Here is a 16795-nt window from a genome sequence, read left to right on the forward strand (position 1 = left end):
AACGACGATGACCCCTCCCTCTCTTTCGAGCCGCCGCCAGCCAGACGCGGACATGAGTGCCTTCGAGCGCTACCTGACCCTCTGGGTCCTGGCTTGCATCCTTGCGGGCATTGCCTTGGGCCAGTCCGCGCCGCGCGTGTTCGAAGCCATCGGCCGCATGGAAATCGCCCAGGTCAACCTGCCGGTGGGCATGCTGATCTGGGTCATGGTGATCCCGATGCTGCTCAAGGTGGACTTCAGTGCGCTCGGACAGGTGCGACAGCACTGGCGCGGCATCGGCGTGACGCTGTTCATCAACTGGGCGGTCAAGCCCTTCTCGATGGCCTTGCTAGCCTGGCTCTTCATCCGCCATGTCTTTGCCGGCTGGCTGCCGGCCGACCAGCTCGACAGCTACGTGGCAGGCCTGATCCTTCTGGCGGCCGCGCCGTGCACGGCGATGGTCTTCGTCTGGAGCCGGCTCACGGGGGGCGATCCGGTGTTCACGCTGTCGCAGGTGGCCTTGAACGACACCATCATGGTGTTCGCCTTCGCGCCCATCGTCGGACTGCTGCTGGGCCTGTCGGCGATCACCGTGCCGTGGGCCACGCTGCTGACCTCCGTGGCGCTGTACATCGTCATCCCCGTCGTCGTGGCGCAGTTCTGGCGACGCGCATTGCTGCGCAAAGGCCAGGCACGCTTCGATGCCGCTTTGGCGCGCATCGGCCCGCCCTCCATCGCAGCGCTGCTGCTCACGCTCGTGCTGCTGTTCGCCTTCCAGGGTCGCGCCATCCTGCAGCAGCCGCTGGTCATCGCCATGCTGGCGGTGCCGATCCTGATCCAGGTGTTCTTCAATTCCGGACTGGCCTACTGGCTCAACCGGCGAGTGGGCGAGAAACACGCCATCGCCTGCCCCTCGGCGCTGATCGGTGCGAGCAACTTCTTCGAGCTGGCCGTGGCGGCCGCCATCAGCCTCTTCGGCTTCCATTCCGGCGCGGCCCTGGCGACCGTGGTCGGCGTGCTGATCGAGGTGCCCGTGATGCTGCTGGTCGTGCGCCTGGTCAACCGCTCGCGCGGCTGGTACGAGCGTGGCGCGGCGTCCGCTTCCTGACCCCTGACCCCTGACCCCTGCCCCATGAGCGACATCACGATTTATCACAACCCCGACTGCGGCACCTCGCGCAACGTGCTGGCCCTGATCCGCAACAGCGGCGAGGAGCCGCTGGTCATCGAGTACCTGAAGACGCCACCCGACCGGCAGACCCTGGTCGGCCTGATCGCGGCCATGGGCATGCCGGTGCGCGCGCTGCTGCGCGAGAAAGGCACGCCCTACGTCGAGCTCGGCCTCGACGCGCCGACATGGAGCGACGAGCAGCTGATCGACTTCATGGGCCAGTACCCCATCCTCATCAACCGCCCCATCGTGGTCACGCCGCTCGGCACCCGCCTTTGCCGCCCGTCGGAGACGGTGCTGGACCTGCTGCCCCAGCCGCAGCGCGGCGCCTTCGACAAGGAAGACGGCCAGCCGGTCGTCGACGCGGAGGGCCGCCGTGTCTGAGGCCATCCACGATCTGCCGCAGGTCGACGGCGCGCTTTTCGAACTGCCCGACATCCGGCGCCTCATGCCGACCGAGCGCAGCACCCATGCGCCACGCTTCCTGCTGCTGTATGGCTCGCTGCGTGCGCGCTCCTACAGCCGCTTGGCCGCCGAAGAGGCCGCCCGCATCCTGCGCGCGCTCGGCGGCGAGACACGGATGTTCAATCCGTCCGGCCTGCCGCTGGTGGACGACGCGCCGGCGGACCATCCGAAAGTGCAGGAGCTGCACGCGCTCACCCAGTGGGCCGAGGGCATGGTGTGGTGTTCGCCCGAGCGCCACGGCGCCATGACCGGTCTGATGAAGACACAGATCGACTGGATCCCGCTCTCGGTCGGCGCCGTGCGCCCGACGCAAGGCAAGACGCTGGCCGTGATGCAGGTCTCGGGCGGCTCGCAGTCCTTCAATGCGGTGAACCAGATGCGCGTGCTGGGCCGGTGGATGCGCATGCTGACCATCCCCAACCAGTCCTCGGTCGCCAAGGCCTACCAGGAGTTCGACGAAGCCGGACGCATGACGCCATCGGCCTACTACGACCGCATCGTCGACGTGATGGAAGAGCTGATGAAGTTCACGCTGCTCAGCCGCGACGTGGCGCCCTACCTGTTGGATCGCTACAGCGAGCGCAAGGAGAGCGCGCAGGCCCTGAGCCAGCGGGTCGGGCAGGCGGGGCTCTGAGCGCTGTCCAGAGAGAAGCAGGCCGGCCGGAGCACGAGCCGACGTCTCAGACCAGTTCCCTGAGCACGAGCGCCCGCGGTCCCTCGGCGGTCATCAGGTGGACGGCCGTCCCAGGACGCGCGCGCAGGGCCTTGCGCAGAGTCCATCCTTGCCCTGGACCCAGAGGCAGGCCGTCCACCGCGCGCAGCAGGTCGCCCTCCTGCAGGCCCGCCAGCGCAGCTGGCCCGTCGGCCAGCACCTCGGCGACCTCGAGACCCCGATCCGTGTCGCGCCAGATGAAACCGGCGCGCGGACCCGGGAAGGCTTCGTCCAAGGCCGCATTGGGCTGCAGCGCGAGATGTCCACCGGAGGCGTCCAGCGCCAGGTTGAAGCGGCGCAGCAACTCGCCGCCGATGTTGCCCAGCCAGGCGTCGCTGCCAAACAGGCCGCCGCGCGCCAGCGACAGCTCGACCACGGGGCGCTGCAGCCGGTAGGCGCCCAAGTGCAGCGCTTGCGCGCGCACGCAATCGGCATGGTCGATGCCGCCCGTCGTCACGCCGGTTGCGAGGCGCACGCCACGGCCCCAGCGTGTGCGCAGGCCGAGGCGCTCCACGGCAGGCGCGAACAGGGTGACCGCCTGGCCTGCTCCCGTGTCGATCGAGAACCAGCCGACGACCCCGTCCAAGTCCGCCTCGACCAGCAGCTTTCCCGAGGCATGGCGCCGCAGCGGCAACCAGGGCTCAGGGCCGAGCAGTTGCCGCACGCCGTCCCGCGATGTCGCCGGGGCCAGACCGAGGCGGCCGCGCGGGTAGTCGACGCGAATGGCATAGGTCCGCAGGAAGTCGGCACCCAGCACGCCGTCCCAAGGAAACTCGCGCGGGAATGCCGTGACATACACCGGCTGGTCGCGCCGCAGTGCACCCCCGACGGCAAAGCGCGGCACCACGGCGCGGCGGATCTCGCCGGAGGGACCGCTACCGCCCGAACCTGACACCACTTCCCGAGACAACGGCAGTCCCAACGCGCGCGCCAACCGAAGGTCCAGCACGGTGGCATCGGCCCCGGTGTCCAGCACCAGCAAGGCCTCACGCGCCTGCAGCCGTGCGGTGACGATGGGATAGGGATCCTCGATCGCAAGCGGCATCTCCTGGATGGCCTGTGCAGGCGTACGGCCGAGTTCACGGCTCGCTTCGCAGGCGCCAAGGCACGAAACGGCGGACAGGCTGAATATTCGGCCAAGAAAGGCTCGGCGCATGGGTGATACTTGCTGCACAGCAGATATAAATTTCTGTTTTACAGAAATTATCCGAGTCACTTTCGGCGTGTCAAGCGCCAAGGCAAGGAGCACGCATGCCCGCCACCCCGCCTTTTCCAGTTGCTGCCAGTCTGCGAGCGGCCCGCCACGCCCCCCTGGTAGGGTGGGCCGTGTTGCTGGCGGGCCTGCTGCTGCCGCTGCTGACCGCGTGTGCACTTTGGCAACTACCAGCCGCGCAGTGGCTCACCCGCGCGGTGCCCACAGCGCCGGACCTTGCATCGGCCGTGCCCGCGCTGCCCTGGCCTGTCTGGGCCGGTGTGGCCCTCCTGGCGATGGCGCCCGCGCTGATGATGGGGGCCGCCCTGCTCTGGGCCGGACTCGGCCTGCTGCGCATGGCGGCCGACCCGCCGCTTTCCCGGACGCTCGTGGTCCGGCTGCGATGCTTTGCGGCATGCACGCTGGTCGCCGCGGTGTTGGGCCTGCTCTGCCCCACAGTGATCGGCCTGGTGGTGTCGGGGGCGCTCGGCGGACCGCTCCGGCTGGCCCTGGGGCTGGATTCGCGCGAGGTCATCCTTCTGCTTTTCGCGGCCGTGACCTGGCAACTCGCGGCACTGCTCGACGAGGCCACGCGCATCGCGGACGACCACGCCCAGATCATCTGACCCACCGCCATGCCGATCCATGTGACCCTGGGCGTCATCCTGGCGCAGCGCAACGTGCGCGCCAAGGACCTCGCCGCATTCGTCGGCATCACGGAGGCCAACCTGTCGTTGCTGCGGCGCGGCCATGTCAAAGGCATCCGCTTCGACACCCTGGAGCGGATCTGTGCCTACCTGCAATGCCAGCCCGGCGACCTGTTGACCTACACCGGGGACGCGACGGCACCGGCAGACGAGGATGAGGCATAGCGGGCTTCGCCACGCGTGGCAGCGACGCGCGGGAGCCGGCGGTTGAATTCACGCGGCGTATGACGGGCAGCCATCCGACTGGCGCAGTCCCCTTCGACGCCGCGAACAAGCCATCCGAACAGATCTCGGACGAGTCTGCGGGCTGACGTTCGTGGTCCTCGCCGGGCACTGCAATGCCCCGGCCGGCACGCGCCCTACTGCTGCGCAATGCGCGCCGTGAGTTCGGCGGCGGCCGTGGTCACCAGGTTGCAGAGGTAGCTTTCCTGGAAGGCCCGGAAGCGCTCGTTGCGGCCCACCAGCGTCATGCTGCCCAGCACGCGCTGCTTCTCATCGAAGATGGGCGCCGCCACGCCGGTGCGACCCGCATGCAGTTCGCTCTCGCTGATGCAGTAGCCCTGCTTGCGGATGGCGAGCAGGCCCTTGGAGAACGCCTTCCATTCCAGGCCCTGGGCCTGCGCCTCGGGCGTGCTGGCATGGGCATCGAAGATGCGGCGGATCTGCCGCGGCAGCAGGTAAGCCAGCACCACGCGCGAGGTCGCGCTATGGAACAGGTCGATGGGCCGTCCGCGGCCACCGCCCGCCGGGCCCGGGTCGGGGCCACGCCGGATCAGCACGTTGACCACCGCATCGCCGTACCACTCGCTGATCATGGCGTCCAGGCCGGTCTCGGCCACCAGCTTCTCGACCAGATCACGGCTGCGCACCAGCACCGGGTCGTAGTCGGTCATCTGGTGCTCCAGCGCAATGATGCGCGGGCCCAGCGCATAGCCGCGCGGCAGCCGTACCAGCAGGCCCGAGTCGCCCAGTTCGCGCAGGTAGCGGTAGGCGCTCGCCGGGGTGTAGCCGAGCTGCTGGCAGATGATCTCGACATCGATGACCGGCTGGTCGGGCCGGAAGAGGTCGAGGACATCGAGCATGCGTCGGAGGCTGTTCATCGTCAGGAAGCGCGGTCGGCGTGGCAAAGCGGGAGGAAGCCGCGGGGGCGCGGCAGGCCCGCATTCTCCGCCACGCACCTCGCCGCTCCGGGCCGCACCCGGCCCTGCGCGGCGGGACGGCCCGCACCCCGGCGCGAGGAATGCGGCCGGCGTGCCGGGCCTCTCGCAGGCGGCTGTGGGCGGCCTGGGGTCGCTTCACGCCTGCGTAATCAGCTTGGTGCTCAGGAAGGGGTCGAAGGACTCGGTGCCGCCTTCGCTGCCGAAGCCGCTGTCCTTGATGCCGCCGAAGGGCAGCTCGGGATGGGCCATGCCCGAATGGTTGATGTTGACCATGCCGGCCTCCAGACCGTCGCCCACGCAGGTGGCGGTCTGCAGCGACCGGGTGAACACATAGCTGGCCAGGCCAAAGGGCAAGGCATTGGCCTGCTGCAGGGCCTCTTCCACGGTGTCGAAGCGCGCCATAGCGGCGACGGGGCCGAAGGGCTCCTCGTGCATCACGCGCGCGCCGGGCGGCACCTGCACCAGCAGCGTGGGCGCGTGAAAGTGGCCCTGCGCGCCCAGGCCGCCGCTGCCGGTCAGCAGCTCGGCGCCGGCCGCGCGGGCGTCTTCGACCAGCGCCTGCACCGCCTGGAAGCGCCGTCCATGGATCAACGGCCCCATCTGCACGCCGGGCTCCAGGCCATGCCCCACCTTCACGGCAGCCAGCGCCTCGGCGAAGGCGGCGGCGAAGCGGTCGTGGATGCCCGACTGCACGTAGAAGCGGCTCGGCGAGACGCAGACCTGGCCGGCATTGCGCGTCTTCAGCCGCGCCAGCAGCGCGACGGCGGCGTCCACGTCGGCATCGTCGAAGACCAGCACCGGCGCGTGGCCGCCCAGCTCCATGGTCATGCGCTTCATGTGCTGCCCGGCCAGCGCCGCCAGTTGCCGACCCACGGGCACCGAGCCGGTGAAGGAGACGACGCGCACCGATGGCGCTTCGATCAGCTGGCGCGAGATGTCCGCCGGCACGCCCCACAGCAGGTTGAAGACCCCTGCCGGCAGGCCTGCGTCGTGGAAGAGCTGCGCCATGGCCACCAGGGCGCTGGGCGATTCCTCCGGCCCCTTGAGCACGATGGGGCAGCCGGCGGCGATGGCGGCAGCGGCCTTCTTCATGGCCTGGCCGAAGGGGAAGTTCCAGGGACTGAAGGCGGCACACACGCCGACGGGCTCGCGCACCACCAGCTGGCGCACGCCCGGCTGGCGGGCCGGCACCACGCGGCCGTAGATGCGCCGGCCTTCCTCGGCATGCCATTCCACATGCTCGGCGGCATTGAGCACCTCGGCCACCGCGTCGGCCAGCGGCTTGCCGTTGTCCAGCGTCATGGCGTGGCCGATGACCGCGGCGCGCTCGCGCGCCAGCGCGGCGACGCGTCGCAGCAGGTCCGACCGCTCGACGGGCGACACGCGGCGCCACTGGCCGAAGGCGGCGTGGGCGGCATCGACCGCCGAGGCCACATCTTCGGCCTCGGCCCAGGGCAGTTGCCCCAGCGTCTGAAGCGTGGCGGGGTCCTGCACGGCCTGCGTGCGGCGGCCTTCGGCCCCGATGAAGCGGCCGGCGATGTAGAGGGAGAGTTCGGGGTACATGGACTTAGGTCGAGCGGGCGGAAGGCGGCGGCAGGGTTCGCGGCGCAGGCCGACGCCTGGCGGCGGGGCCGCGCGGGGTCGGGGGATGACGGCCTCTGCCCTCGCGGGAGAGGGGAGCACGTCGTCAGGCGGCGATCGCGTCGGTCTGGGCAGGCGCAGGCTCGGCCGCCCTCCCTGCGGGCGCCATCACCTGCGCGGCAGGCGCCGCGTCCATCGGCGCAAGCACCGTGTCGCAGAAGGCGCCCAGTTCCGCCACCGCGTCGTCGCGGCGACCGACGGCCGCGATGAACCGGTCGGGGCGGATCAGCACCCAGTCCACGTCCTTGCCCTGGAACCACAGATGCAGGCCGTTCTCCAGATCCTCGATCACGGTGCCCGAGGGCTGCAGCGGCATGGGGGAGCCCGCTTCGTTGCCGGCGCTGCGCGAGCGCACCGCCAGGTAGTGGTCGCAACCCAGGCGCGCCAGCTGCTCACGCAGCGAAGGCGGCGCATCGGCCAGCGCATCGCAGCGCCAGCTGATGAGCGCGAAGCGCGCGCCGACCACATCGTCCAGCTTCTCGGCGCCACCGCGGCGGCGCTCCACGTTGGGCTGGATGAACATGCGCCCCACCAGCGCATCGCGCGCCGCAACGCCGCTGTTGCGCACCACGCCGCGCACGAAGCGCGGCATGGGCTTGAACTTCATCTGCAGCACGTAGTCGCGCACCGCGGGAATGCCGCGGATGGCCATGAAGAAGCGGTCGCGCACCCAGGCCAGCAAGGCATTGCGCTGCGAGAGCACGGCACCGAAGGTGTCGGCCAGGTCGATCATGGCCTTGGCATGGGCATGGCGCTCGTCGTGGTAGCTGGCCAGCAGTTCGGGCCGCAGCCGGCCCTGGAGGATCCAGGCCAGCTTCCAGCCCAGGTTGAAGGCATCGCGGATGCCGGCGTTGAGGCCCTGGCCGATCCACGGCGGCGTGATGTGGGCGGCGTCCCCGGCCAGGCAGACACGGCCGCTCACGAAGCTGGCCGCCACCCGCGAGTTGTGGGTGTAGACCCGCGCGCGGATCACGTTGAGCGCGGACGGATCGGCCACATGGCGGCGCAGCAGTTCGCGCACCTTGTCGGGCGCGAGCATCTGTTCGCCGTCCTCGCCGGGGAAGAGCATGAACTCCCAGCGGCGCAGGCCGTAGGGCAGGCGCAGGCAGACATAGGGACGTTCGGGCTCGCAGTGCAGCGCGGTGTAGGGCGCGTCCAGCGGGTCCTGGTCGCATTCGATCACCACCCACTTGGCCGGATGGGTGCGGCCCTCGTAGGGCAGTTGGAGCATCTCTCGCACGGTGCTGCGGCCGCCGTCGCAGGCCACCACGTAGGCGGCGCGCACCTGCTGCTCGGCCCCGGCTTCGTCGCGCAGGGTGGCGGTGACGCCGGCCTCGTCCTGCGCCAGTGCGACCAGCTCCAGGCCCAGCCGCAGCTGCACGTCGGCAAAGCGCGCCAGCCCGCGCCGCAGCGTCTTCTCGCCCAGCGGCTGCGAGAACAGGTTGCGCCGGAACCAGCCGAATTCGCGCGTGCTGGGCAGGATCTCGGCGAAGCATTGCTTGCGCGCCGTGTACATGCGCATCGGCACGTTCTGGATCATGTCGCGCAGCATCTCGTCGGCCAGGCCGGTGGCCTGGAAGGTGCGCAGGGCTTCGTCGTCCAGGCCCACTGCACGCGGGAAGTCCAGCACCGCGGGGCTGCGTTCGGCCACCAGCGTCCGCACCCCATAGGTGCCCAGCAGGTTGGCCAGCGTCACGCCGACCGGGCCGGCACCGATGATGAGGACGGGGACTTCTTCTTCCACGGGCGAGCTCATGGGGGGACTCCTGGATCGGGAACGGTTGGCCTCAGGCCGCAGACAGCAGCCGGCTTTCCTGCCGCACGAGCAGGTGGCGCACCTGCTTGCGGAATTCGGCGAACGCCGGGTCGGCCATCAGCGCGGCGCGGCGGCGGCTGCGCTCGTCCAGGCTGTCGAAGGCCCAGTGGAAGACCAGCTGGTTCACATCGCCGCTCTCGGGCGTCATCAGTGCGACCAGGCGGCCGAGGGTGCGGGTCTGCAGCTCGCGGCCGGTCTCGTTGTAGATGCGCAGGTAGTCGCGCACGCCGCCGGGCACCAGGGTGTAGGTTCGCAGTTCGTGGATCATGGTCGGATCGGATCGCTGGCGGCGCCGTCGGGCCGCTTCAGGAAGGCAGTGACAGCCTCGGCGAACAGCGCCGGCTGGTCGTCGTGGATGTAGTGGCCGGCGTCGGGAATCTCGACGGCAGCGATGCGCGGATTGAGCGCCTGCATGTGCGCGACCATCGCCGGCTGCAGATAGTCGGATCGGCCCCCGCGCACCACCAGCGTCTCGCAGCGCAGCTGCTCCACATGCATGGCCAGATCGACCTTGCGGGCCGGGTCGGGGTTCAGCCGCGTGGCGACGATGCCGGCGTGGTCGTAGCGCCAGGTGAAGCCGCCGCCCTCCAGCGGCTTGAGCATGTTCCGCAGCCGCTGCTGGCGCGCCTCTTCGGTCACGGTGGGGCGCAGTGCGCGCATGAAGGCCGCGGCCTCGTCCCAGTTTGCGAAGGTGGTGGGCGTGGTCGCCAGTTCCTTGCGGATGCGGGTGGCGCCGTCGCTGGCCTCGAAGGCGCCGGGGCCGGCGTCCTCGATGACCAGGCGGCGCAGCCGCTGCGGGTGCCGCGCGGCATAGACGATCGCATTGATGCCGCCCATGGAATGGCCCAGCAGGTCGAAACGCTGCAGGCCCAGTTGCGCCACCAGCGCCTCGGCATCGGCCACGTAGGCATCGGTGTAGTAGTCGTGCCTCGGGTCCCAGTCGGTCTCGCCGCGGCCGCGCTGGTCGAAGGCGATGACGCGAACGCCCGGCTGCAGCGCGGCAGCCACGCCGGCGAAGGTCTCGGCATAGCCGCGGATGCCGTGCAGCATCAGTACCGGCCAGGCATCGGGCTCGCCCCATTCGGTGACGTGGAAGCCCAGGCCGTTCAGGCTCAGGCGGTGGTCGCGGCGTTGCATCGATGGCTCTCCCGCCGCGCTCAGACCAGGCCGTCCTCGCCCTTGATCTCGGAGGCCTTCAGGCCGCCCAGGCGGGCATTGAGCCGGCCGCGGGTGGCGAAGGCCCAGATCAGCACCACCTCGTCGCGGTTGGGGCCGTCGCCGAACATGGCGGAGACGGTGTCGTAGTGCGATCGCACGTAGAGCGCGTCCTTGTGCGCGAGCGGGATGTCGATGATCGTCCCCGGACCGCCGCGCTTGCCGGAAGAAGGCACCCAGGACTTGCCGCCGCCCACGCCTTCGCGCACCGGGTTGGCTGCGGGGTTGGTCAGCAGTGCGTTGCCGTGCTCGTACTCGCCGTCGATGCCCACGAGGCAGGCCTTGCCGTAGCTCTCGATGCGCTGGCCGGCGGCGGCCTCGCGGATGCGGCGGCCGAACTCCTTGCCGAGTTCGGGCGATGGGCCGATCCATTCGGACAGGTCCTGCACATAGCGGCCCGCGAAGGGGTTGCGCAGGCAGGCAGCGATGACGATCTTGCGCAGCGGCTCGCCGTCGGCGGGGGCGCCGGTCTCGCCGGCCAGGGTGTCCTCGATCTGGAGGTACCACTTGCGGATGTGGAAGGCGCTGAGGTCGGGGTTGCTCATGGTGCGTGTCGATGGATCAGTGAAGGTTCGCGGCCTGCGGCTCACAGCGGCTGCAGGTCGAAGGAATCGCTGGGCGCGTTGTACTCGCCCAGCAGCCGGCGGCCTTCCTCGTCGTCGTGGACCGTCTCCAGGAAGAACTCGAAGCGATGGCCGTCCGGGTCGTGGAAGTAGAGGCCGTAGCCCACCTTGTGGTCGGTGGTCTTGACCACCTCCACGTTCTTGCGCAGCAGCATGCCGTAGAGGCGGCGCAGGTCGTCCAGGCCGCCCTCGATCTCCAGGCCGTAGTGCTGCATGTTCACCGTGCCGCGATGGGCCGCCTCGGGTTCGTCGACCTGGATCAGCGCGATGTCGTGGTGCTTCTGGCCGAAGGAGAGGAACACCCAGCGCGCGCCGCGCGCCGTGACCTGCATGCCCAGCACCTCCTCGTACCAGGGGGCCGAGGCGAAGGGGTCCTTCACGAACAGCGCGAGGTGCGTGCGGCGGATGCGGGGGCGAACGGGCTCGGCGGCAGCTGCGGGAGCGAGGGTGTTCATGGCAAACCTTTGCGGGTCAGTTGATGGACTGCGGGTGGGCGTGCACGGGTGCGACGAAGGGCGTCCAGGCCACCGAGGTGATCTCGCTGAAGTCGCGCCATTCCTTGAACCAGGTGCGGCCGCCGTTGGTGGAGCGCAGCAGGTGGCCGTATTTGGTGCCGGCGAAGAGCAGGCCGCGGTCGCTGGCATGCGTGCCGAAGGCCCAGACGGTGGAGTTGGGCGCCGTGTTCAGCAGGGTCTGCGCCCAGGTCTGGCCGCGGTCCTCCGAGCGGTAGATGCGCGTGCGCGAGCCCGGCGTGCCGTCGCCGATGGCCAGCAGCAGTTCGCGTCCCTCGGCGTCCAGCGGCTGTACCGTGCGCGTGTAGTAGAGGCCGTCGAAGCGGTCCTTCGACGGGTGGCAGCGGAAGCTCTCGGCATCGTCCGTGCTCTCGCACACCGAATTGACGGTGACGACGATGTGCTTGGCCGGTGCGTCGGCCGTGGCCGGCAGCACCGCGATGGCATGGATATCGGAGTTGTTGATGCCGCGGCCGGGCGTGTCGATGCGCTCCCAGCTGTCGCCGGCATCGCGGGTGCGCCAGGCGCCGCCCTCTTCCACGCCGAACCAGGCCTCGCCGGCCTTCTGCGGATGGAAGGCGATGGTGAGGATGCGGGGGCGGTTCACGCCGGCGCAGAACTCGGGCAGTTCCACATTCAGCTGCTCCCAGCTCAGGCCGCCGTCGCGCGAGCGGAACATGCAGGCCCGCGAGGGCGCGCCGGTGCCGGCCAGCACCAGCCGGGGGTCCGTGGGGCTGAAGGCCAGCGCCCAGACCGTCCGGCCGTCCGCGGGCGAGGTCATGCGCTGGAAGTGGGCGCCGCCGTCCGTGGACAGGCAGATGCCCACGTCCGCACCTGCCAGCACCCGGCTGGGGTCGGCAGGGTCCACCGCCAGTGCCCGCACCGTGCCGTCGAACTCGATGGCCTCCTTCAGGCCCAGGCGGTGCCAGGTGGCACCATCGTCCACGCTGCGCAGGATGCCCTGCCCTGCCGTGCCCACCAGAATGGTTCCGTTCATGTCGCTCGCTCCTTGGATGGTTGCGTGTCTCAGAGGAAGATGCCGCGGGTGATGCCGCCATCGACCGCGATGGATTCGCCGGTGATGGCCGCCGCCCGGTCGGACGAGAGGAAGAGCACCACGTCGGCGATCTCGTCCACCTGAAGCACGCGGCGGATCGGCGTGGCCTTGGCGTAGTTGGCCTCCACCTGCGCGGGCGTCAGGCCCTGCAGCTTGGCCTCCTTGGCATAGAGCTCGTGGATGTGCGGCGTCTCCACCACGCCGGGATGGATCACGTTGACCGTGATGCCCGAAGGGCCGAGCTGGTCGGACAGCGTCTTGGTCATGTGCGCCACGGCCACATTGCGCATGCCCGACAGCTGCTTGCTGCCGCGACCGGTGAGCCCCCCGATGTTGACGATGCGGCCCCAGCCGCCCTTGCGCATGTGCGCCGCGCAGGCCTTGGCGAAACGCATGTAGCCCACGACCTTGATGTCGATGTCCTGCAGCAGGCCCTCGGGATCGGCGTTCTCGATCTCGCTACGCACCAGGCCGCCCGGATGGGCCGCGCCATTGACGAGGATGTCGATGCGGCCGAAGTGCGCCGCCACCTTGTCGACGGCCGCCTGCACCTGCGCCGTGTCGCTCACGTCGGCCGGCGCGGCCAGCACCTCGGTGCCGGTTTTTTCGGTGATCTCGCGCGCGGCCTGTTCCAGCGCGCCCTGGCTGCGGGCCACGATGGCCACGCGCACGCCTTCGGCCGCGAAGGCCTCGGCCACCGCGCGGCCGATGCCCAGGCTGCCGCCGGTCACGACGGCCACCTTGCCCTTGAGTCTGAGGTCCATGTTCGATTGCTCCTTGGATGCGTTGCGGCCCGTCGCAGGACGTCAGAGGGCCATTTCGATGAGCGCCGGGCCGCGGCGCCCGAAGGCGTCCTGCAGCTGGGCCGCGAGTTCTTCGGCGGTGGCGGCGCGTGTGGCGGGCACGCCGTAGGACTGGGCCAGCCCCACCCAGTCGATGCGCGGCGAGTCGAGCGCCGTCAGCGCCTCGGCCCGCTTGCCCAGGGCCGCGCCGCCGCGGCGCAGTTCATTGCGCAGGATGGCGTACTGGTGGTTGGCGGCGATGAGCACCACCACATCGAGCTGCTCGTGCGCCATGGTCCACAGCGCCTGGATCGTGTACTGCGTGCTGCCGTCCGACAGCAGGCCCACCACCTGGCGGCCCGGACAGGCGATGGCCGCGCCCACGGCCACGGGCAGGCCCTGGCCGATGGCGCCACCGGTGTTGGTCAGCGCCGTGTGCAGCGGCGCCGCGGCCGAGGCGGCATAGAAGGGATAGCCGCAGGTGCCGCCTTCGACCGACACGATGGCCCCCTCGGGCAGGGCGCGCGTGAGCACGGCACCGATGGCGGCGGGCGTGAGCGGGCCGGCGGGTGCGGCGGGCAGCGGATGCACGGGCGCTTCGAAGGCCGGCGCATCGAGCGCGTCGGCCAGCTGCTCCAGCGCCTCGGCCACCGCATGCCCCGGCTCGCCCAGGGCGAGCAGCCGCTCGGCCTCCACCATCAGGCTGGGATGGCCGGTGTAGCCGAAGTAGGTGACCGGCGGCAGCGCGCCGGCCAGCAGCACGAGGTCGGCGGGATCGAGCACCGCGCGCGCCGGCTCGGGAAAGTAGGGCAGCCGGTCGAAGGCCGGCAGGCCCTGGCCGCGCTCCGCACGGGCCGGGAAGGTCTCGGCATACGCGGTGGCGCCCAGCGCCGCACACAGGCGCGCGGCCGCCCGCTGGGCGCGCACCCCCAGGCCGCCGCGTTCGCCGCCACCGCCCAGCAGGATGACGACGCGGCGCGCCGAACGCAGGCGCTGTGCGCAGGCCGCCAGATCGAGCGCAGGCGCGTCGGCCGCGGCAGGCAGCGCGACTGCCGCGGGCGCCACAGGCGCACCCGGTAGCGCCTCGGCCTGGTAGTCCGCCGGAAAGATCAGCGTGGCGCCCTGCCCGCCCCCGGCCAGCGACTGGTGCACCGCCTGCGCCGCCGCCCGCGGCGCATCGGCCGTGCTGCCAATGCGATGCACCCAGCCCGACACCGGCCGCGCCAGCGATTCGATGTCCGAGGTGAGCGGCGCATCGAAGGGCAGGTGCCAGCTGGTGTGGTCGCCGATGAGGTTGACGATGGGCGTGCGGGCGCGCCGCGCGTTGTGCAGATTGGCGATGCCGTTGGCGAAGCCGGGCCCCAGGTGCAGCAGCGTGGCGGCCGGCCGCCCCGTCATGCGCCCATAGCCGTCGGCCGCGCCGGTGCAGACGTTCTCCTGCAGACCGATCACGCAGCGGATCGCGTCCTGGCCCTCCAGGGCGCGCACCAGGTCCAGCTCCGTCGTGCCGGGGTTGGCGAAGCAGGTGTCCACCCCTTCGCCGGAGAGCGCCGCCCACAGGGCCTGGGCGCCAGTCTGCTCAGTCATCGCCGATGTCCTCTTTTGCTCGTGTCTGGAAAAGCGGTGCGTCACTGCACCTTGATGCCGCGCTCGCGCACCAGGCGGCCGATGCGGTCGTTGTCCACGGCGATGCGCGCATCCAGCTCCGCGGGCGTCGACGCACCCGCACCCAGGCCGCGCTCACCGGCCCAGCGCTTGAGCTCGGGCTGCGACAGCACCTTGGTCAGCGCTTCGTTCATGCGCGCCAGGATCTCGGGCGGCACGCCGCTCTTCGCGTGGAAGGAATACGAGGTGGACAGCAGCATGTCCGAGCCCCCCGCCTCCATGATGGTCGGCACGTTGGGCACGATGGTCTGGCGCGTGGGCGCGCCCACCGCCAGCAGCTTGAAGCTGCCCTTCTGCACATAGGGCAGCATGGCCTCGACGCCGCCGGAGGTGGCCTCGACCTGCCCGCCCAGCATGGCCGGGATGACCTCGGCCAGCGCCTTGTAGGGCACATGCAGGAACTGCACGCCGGTGCCGGACTGCAGCAGCTCCATGTTCAGGTGCATGACGCTGCCCACGCCGCCGGTCCCGAAGCTGACCTTGCCCGGGTTTGCCTTGGCGTAGGCGATGAAGGACTTGAAGTCGTTGGCCGGCAGCTGCGCGCTGGTGACCAGGTAGAGGTTCACGTCGGCGATGTTGCTGACGGAGACCAGGTCCTTCTTCGGGTCGTAGGGCGGCTGATAGAGCAGCGGATTGACCGTGAGGGTCAGCCGGTCGACCAGCAGGTAGGTGTAGCCGTCGGCCGGCGCCTTGACCACCTCCGACGTGCCGATGATGCCGTTGGCCCCGGCCTTGTTCTCCACCACGATGGACGCCTTGAGCTCCTTGCCCAGGCCGTCGGCCACCAGCCGGGCCATGACGTCGGGCCCGGTGCCCGGCGGGTAGGGCACCACGATGCGGATGGGCCGCGAGGGCCAGTTGCCCTGGGCCGATGCCTGCAGCGGCATCCACCACGAAGCGACCGCCAGTGCGATGGCACCGCAGGCCTGAAGAACGAATTTCCTTCTCATTGCACGATTCCTTGGCACCCCTGCGAAGACCGGGCCGGCACCAGGCGCCGGGGGAGACGCGCCTGGGCGGCAATGGACGGCGGCGGCATCGGACACCTCGTCGGCAACCAAATATTATGCTGTTTTCTCGTTTAGACAAAACACAGCACTATTATTTGACGCTGGTGTTTTCACCTAATGCACCATTTCATCCATACGCGATCCCAGCAAGCAACTAACGTTCCATGCGCGCGCCTGCCCTGTCTTTTCGATATTCCCGCCATGCGATAACAGCCACGGTGGGCAGCCTGGGCCAGCGAGACGTCGATCTCCCGAAGCAGGTGCACGGCCGGCATCCACCGGATGGTTGGCATTGAGTAGTTACACCAGCACGACGCGCCTGGCGCGGATGGCATATTTATCGCATAGCAGTAATCCAATGACCATGCATTCGACCCTGTGCAACAAGCTGGTGCATGCGTGCACCACCCCGCCTCACGGCGACCGCGACCGGAGTGCGGCGCGATGAGGCTCTATCTCACCCCCCACACCTGCGCACTGGCCGTGGACGTGGTGGCGCGCGAAATCGGCGTCGAACTCGATCTGACCTGGGTGGACGTGCGCGCCAAGCGGCTGGCCGACGGCAGCGACCTGCACCGGGTCAACCCCAAGGGCCAGGTGCCCGCCCTGGCGACGGACGACGGCCAGGTGCTGACCGAGGCCGCGGTGATCATTCAGTACCTCTGCGACCGGCACGGTGCCGACGCGCTGCTGCCCCGCGCGCTCGGCATGGACCGCTACCGGGTGCTGGAGTGGATGAACTTCCTCGGCTCGGAGCTGCACAAGAGCTTCACGCCGCTGTTCCGCGCGAACACGCCGCCCGAGTACCGACGCATCGCCACCGAGAACGTGCAGCGCCGCCTGGCCTGGCTGGACGAGGTGCTCGCCACGCGCGAGTACCTGCACGGCGGCCGCTTCACGGCCGCGGACGCCCATGCCTACGCGATCGTCATGTGGGCCGAGCTGCAGGCCATGCCCCTGTCGGCCTGGCCGCACCTGCATGCCTATGTCCAGCGCATCGATGCGCGGCCCAGCGTGCAGGCGGCGCGCGCTGCCGAACGCGTCGAGATCGCCCGCCGCGCCGGTGCCTGAACCCCGCCCCCTTTCCG

At 70.1% G+C, this 16795-nt stretch carries 18 protein-coding genes; 6 read left to right on the top strand and 12 right to left on the bottom strand.

What is annotated here, in order from left to right; genetic code table 11:
• Nucleotides 1-7: 7 nt before the first annotated feature.
• Genes arsB through arsH form a run of 3 tightly spaced genes read left to right on the top strand, consistent with a single transcriptional unit; the run spans nt 8 to nt 2249 of the window.
• A complete protein-coding gene (gene arsB / locus ABIC63_RS16650) occupies nt 8-1087 on the top strand; it encodes an ACR3 family arsenite efflux transporter (protein ID WP_354320563.1) in 1080 nt (359 codons plus the stop codon).
• Nucleotides 1088-1111: 24 nt separating this feature from the next.
• Complete coding sequence (arsC, locus tag ABIC63_RS16655; RefSeq protein ID WP_294365375.1) at nt 1112-1534, top strand: arsenate reductase (glutaredoxin); 423 nt, start codon at nt 1112-1114, stop codon at nt 1532-1534.
• Complete coding sequence (arsH, locus tag ABIC63_RS16660; protein ID WP_354320564.1) at nt 1527-2249, top strand: arsenical resistance protein ArsH; 723 nt, start codon at nt 1527-1529, stop codon at nt 2247-2249. The genes arsC and arsH overlap by 8 nt, the downstream gene beginning before the upstream one ends.
• Nucleotides 2250-2295: 46 nt before the next feature.
• Here the strand turns inward: arsH and ABIC63_RS16665 are convergent, their stop codons facing one another.
• A complete protein-coding gene (locus ABIC63_RS16665; protein ID WP_354320565.1) occupies nt 2296-3483 on the bottom strand; it encodes an aspartyl protease family protein in 1188 nt (395 codons plus the stop codon).
• Nucleotides 3484-3578: 95 nt separating this feature from the next.
• Between ABIC63_RS16665 and ABIC63_RS16670 the strand changes: the two genes are divergently transcribed.
• Nucleotides 3579-4145, top strand: coding sequence for a hypothetical protein (locus ABIC63_RS16670; RefSeq protein ID WP_354320566.1), 567 nt, complete (start codon nt 3579-3581; stop codon nt 4143-4145).
• Nucleotides 4146-4154: 9 nt separating this feature from the next.
• On the top strand, nt 4155-4391 hold the full coding sequence (locus tag ABIC63_RS16675) for a helix-turn-helix domain-containing protein (RefSeq protein ID WP_354320567.1): 237 nt from the start codon (nt 4155-4157) through the stop codon (nt 4389-4391).
• Between the two features lie 194 nt (nt 4392-4585).
• Here the strand turns inward: ABIC63_RS16675 and ABIC63_RS16680 are convergent, their stop codons facing one another.
• From ABIC63_RS16680 to ABIC63_RS16730, 11 genes are all read right to left on the bottom strand, one after another.
• Nucleotides 4586-5326 carry an IclR family transcriptional regulator gene (locus ABIC63_RS16680; RefSeq protein ID WP_354320568.1) on the bottom strand — a complete coding sequence of 247 codons (741 nt, stop codon included), beginning with the start codon at nt 5324-5326 and terminating at the stop codon, nt 4586-4588.
• A gap of 195 nt (nt 5327-5521) precedes the next feature.
• Nucleotides 5522-6949 (bottom strand): NAD-dependent succinate-semialdehyde dehydrogenase, encoded by a 1428-nt coding sequence (locus ABIC63_RS16685; RefSeq protein ID WP_354320569.1) that lies wholly within the window; start codon nt 6947-6949, stop codon nt 5522-5524.
• Nucleotides 6950-7073: 124 nt separating this feature from the next.
• Nucleotides 7074-8783 carry a bifunctional 3-(3-hydroxy-phenyl)propionate/3-hydroxycinnamic acid hydroxylase gene (locus ABIC63_RS16690; RefSeq protein ID WP_354320570.1) on the bottom strand — a complete coding sequence of 570 codons (1710 nt, stop codon included), beginning with the start codon at nt 8781-8783 and terminating at the stop codon, nt 7074-7076.
• A gap of 31 nt (nt 8784-8814) precedes the next feature.
• Nucleotides 8815-9111 carry an NIPSNAP family protein gene (locus tag ABIC63_RS16695; protein WP_354320571.1) on the bottom strand — a complete coding sequence of 99 codons (297 nt, stop codon included), beginning with the start codon at nt 9109-9111 and terminating at the stop codon, nt 8815-8817.
• Nucleotides 9108-9980 (bottom strand): alpha/beta fold hydrolase, encoded by an 873-nt coding sequence (locus ABIC63_RS16700; protein ID WP_354320572.1) that lies wholly within the window; start codon nt 9978-9980, stop codon nt 9108-9110. The genes ABIC63_RS16695 and ABIC63_RS16700 overlap by 4 nt, the downstream gene beginning before the upstream one ends.
• 20 nt (nt 9981-10000) lie before the next feature.
• Nucleotides 10001-10603 carry an amino acid synthesis family protein gene (locus ABIC63_RS16705; RefSeq protein WP_354320573.1) on the bottom strand — a complete coding sequence of 201 codons (603 nt, stop codon included), beginning with the start codon at nt 10601-10603 and terminating at the stop codon, nt 10001-10003.
• Between the two features lie 41 nt (nt 10604-10644).
• Complete coding sequence (locus ABIC63_RS16710) at nt 10645-11136, bottom strand: VOC family protein (protein ID WP_354320574.1); 492 nt, start codon at nt 11134-11136, stop codon at nt 10645-10647.
• A gap of 16 nt (nt 11137-11152) precedes the next feature.
• Nucleotides 11153-12190 carry a WD40/YVTN/BNR-like repeat-containing protein gene (locus ABIC63_RS16715; RefSeq protein WP_354320575.1) on the bottom strand — a complete coding sequence of 346 codons (1038 nt, stop codon included), beginning with the start codon at nt 12188-12190 and terminating at the stop codon, nt 11153-11155.
• Nucleotides 12191-12219: 29 nt separating this feature from the next.
• A complete protein-coding gene (locus ABIC63_RS16720; RefSeq protein ID WP_017757015.1) occupies nt 12220-13014 on the bottom strand; it encodes an SDR family NAD(P)-dependent oxidoreductase in 795 nt (264 codons plus the stop codon).
• Between the two features lie 42 nt (nt 13015-13056).
• Nucleotides 13057-14619: an acetolactate synthase large subunit gene (locus ABIC63_RS16725; RefSeq protein WP_354320576.1), complete on the bottom strand. Its 1563-nt coding sequence runs from the start codon at nt 14617-14619 to the stop codon at nt 13057-13059.
• A gap of 41 nt (nt 14620-14660) precedes the next feature.
• Nucleotides 14661-15647 carry a Bug family tripartite tricarboxylate transporter substrate binding protein gene (locus tag ABIC63_RS16730; RefSeq protein ID WP_294365331.1) on the bottom strand — a complete coding sequence of 329 codons (987 nt, stop codon included), beginning with the start codon at nt 15645-15647 and terminating at the stop codon, nt 14661-14663.
• Between the two features lie 504 nt (nt 15648-16151).
• Between ABIC63_RS16730 and gstA the strand changes: the two genes are divergently transcribed.
• Nucleotides 16152-16778, top strand: a complete 627-nt coding sequence (gstA, locus tag ABIC63_RS16735) for a glutathione transferase GstA (RefSeq protein WP_354320577.1) — start codon at nt 16152-16154, stop codon at nt 16776-16778.
• The last annotated feature ends 17 nt before the right edge of the window (nt 16779-16795 follow it).

Source organism: Pseudacidovorax sp. 1753 (assembly GCF_040544975.1).
In the GTDB taxonomy this organism is placed as follows: Bacteria; Pseudomonadota; Gammaproteobacteria; order Burkholderiales; family Burkholderiaceae_C; genus Xenophilus.